3 protein-coding genes are annotated in these 2,255 nt (G+C 32.2%); all 3 read right to left on the bottom strand.

Annotated features, from left to right (window positions below):
* Positions 1-166: 166 nt before the first annotated feature.
* Positions 167-742, bottom strand: coding sequence for a Crp/Fnr family transcriptional regulator (locus tag ASE55_RS03890; protein ID WP_056215838.1), 576 nt, complete (start codon positions 740-742; stop codon positions 167-169).
* A 401-nt stretch (positions 743-1,143) separates the two neighbouring features.
* Positions 1,144-1,500, bottom strand: coding sequence for a hypothetical protein (locus ASE55_RS03885; RefSeq protein WP_056215834.1), 357 nt, complete (start codon positions 1,498-1,500; stop codon positions 1,144-1,146).
* Between the two features lie 14 nt (positions 1,501-1,514).
* The coding region (locus ASE55_RS03880) for a hypothetical protein (RefSeq protein ID WP_238584986.1) at positions 1,515-2,255 on the bottom strand (741 nt) is incomplete at its 5' end.

The following is a 2,255-nucleotide window of genomic DNA, read 5'->3' as shown; positions in this document are numbered from 1 at the left end:
TTTTAATCGTTTTTTGAGACTTCAATATAACTAATTAATTTAATTTATATTATTGCTATTCTGAGTAAAACACTCCAAGCATTCAGCAATTCAAAAAAATAAATACAGCCATTAATTATTTTTTAAGATTAAGCTTGCTCAAGCTCTACTTTTAAATTCAGATTGTTTAGTAAAAAATTTTCCCTTTTATTATTTTAAGAATGCCTGCATGTTCCATTTTTTTGAAGGTTCTAATCACAGTTTCTATGCGCAGGCCCGCCAGTGAAGCAATGTCCTTTCTGGTATACGGGATCTTACAGCAGTATTGTTCCTGCTTATGATGGGTATCCTTTACAAAGTTTAGGATGGTCAGGAGCCTGCCAGCAGCGTCATCATACAGCAGGCTGTTTAAAAAAATAAAGTTGAAACGCATCCGTTCTGCTATATACTGAAAAAGCTTTAACTGAATTTCGAAATCAGCTTTCAGCAGCTTAAAAAGTGCCGCGCGCTCCAGCCGCAGGACCGTACAGTCTTCCATAGCAACTGCAGCTAAAGGGTAATGATACGCAGAGAACAGGAAAATTTCCCCTACACACTCCCCCTTCAGGTGCAGGCTCTGGATAAACTCCCTGTTTCCCGTCTGGAGGTTCGTAAGCTTAATCTTTCCTTTAGGAACACTATTATCTTTAAAAAGCAATTCATTTTTTTTAAGTTCAATAATGTCACCTCCAAAAGCGATCAGTAAATCTTCTTCTATAAACATGATGTCGCATTAAAAATTCACACAAACATCGTATACCTATATAGTATAAAGTGTCGGAGTGTTGATTTTGCCTGGTCAAAGCAGGTAAATACGAATTTACTTTTTAAATAGACCCCTGCTTATGACGCCGGTCACAAAAGATCAGCAATTTGTTATGATTTAGTAAGAAAGACATGATTTATGAAAATATCCTGGTATAGCATTAGACCAGAATGCTTCTTTTATAATTTTCTTTCTAATCGTTTCTTGAGATTTATTTTAAATTCTCTTAGTGATAATACTATATTTTTGATTGTTTTAACTTACAGATAAAATATATATAGTCTTAAAACTTATAAAAAAGCCAAAGCAAATTTGAATTTGCTTTGGCTTAATTTATTGTTATATGTATAAATACAGGACTAGTCAATTGGTTTTGCGACTAACCATTGTCTTGTAGAGTAAAAAAAAAGTGATATTGCAAGAACAATGATAAAAGGCCATAAAAATATTTTTGTGATTACATATACAATAGCAATTCCCAAGAATGAAACAATAATAAACGTCGGGAAGAAATTTTCTTTCTTTAAATACTTTAATACATTATAAATAAAATACATTAAAAAGCCAAAGAAGGTAAATTGACCAAAATTGTTTTTTAAATAATCATAATTCGATGTATCATTATAATTTGCGCTCAACCAGGTATATCCGAAATACAGGACTCCTAGAAGAGATGCAATTACCAAAGTAACTCTTTTTAATTTTAATGATTTCATAATTTAAATATTTATTAGCAACCGGCAGCTTCCAGGCAATCTACAGCTCCCCAACCTGCACCAGCAAATCCGCCAACAGCACCTGCCCAAATTGCATAAGGGTGGCCTCCTCCAAAAAGTCCTCCAGCTAAAGCTCCAAAAACTGTAGCAGTGATCATTCTTGGTTTCCACTTATCAACACATGCCTGACAAGCAGGATTTCTTTTACCTGATATTGCAAGATTTGCTTCAACGATAGCATCTGCTTTTTCAATTACACTTTGGATAAATGCTTGATTCTTTCCGTCATAATTTAGTTGCGGATATCTTGTAGTAAGAGTTCTAAGTAAATTATCTAATTTTACAACTCTACTTTCGACCTGAGTACTTGAATATCCTGATAATTGAAGAAAATATGATTCTTTTCCTTCTCCAAATTTACCAGGATCAAAATTAGCACGGAAATTTGCCTTGGTAGGCATATCATTAAAAAATGATAATAATGAATTTCCATAATCAATGAAATCTTGATCTGCAGATAATTTTAGCACGAGTTCATCTTCAGTTAAATTATCATTTTTTGCTGATAATCCATCTTTTGAAACATTATTTGTTAATGCACTATTTTGTACATCACTATTCAAATCATTATCCCTATTACAAGATTCTGTAAAGAAAAGAGATAAAACAAATGTAAATCCTAAAACGATTTTTTTCATGGTTGATATAATTTTTTTATTAGTAATACAAATATAATTCATATCAAAGAGATATAA

The organism is Chryseobacterium sp. Leaf201, from assembly GCF_001421435.1.
Classification (GTDB): Bacteria; Bacteroidota; Bacteroidia; order Flavobacteriales; family Weeksellaceae; genus Chryseobacterium.
Note: the sequence above shows the minus strand (reverse complement) of the source record. Positions and strands in the feature narration are given on the sequence as shown.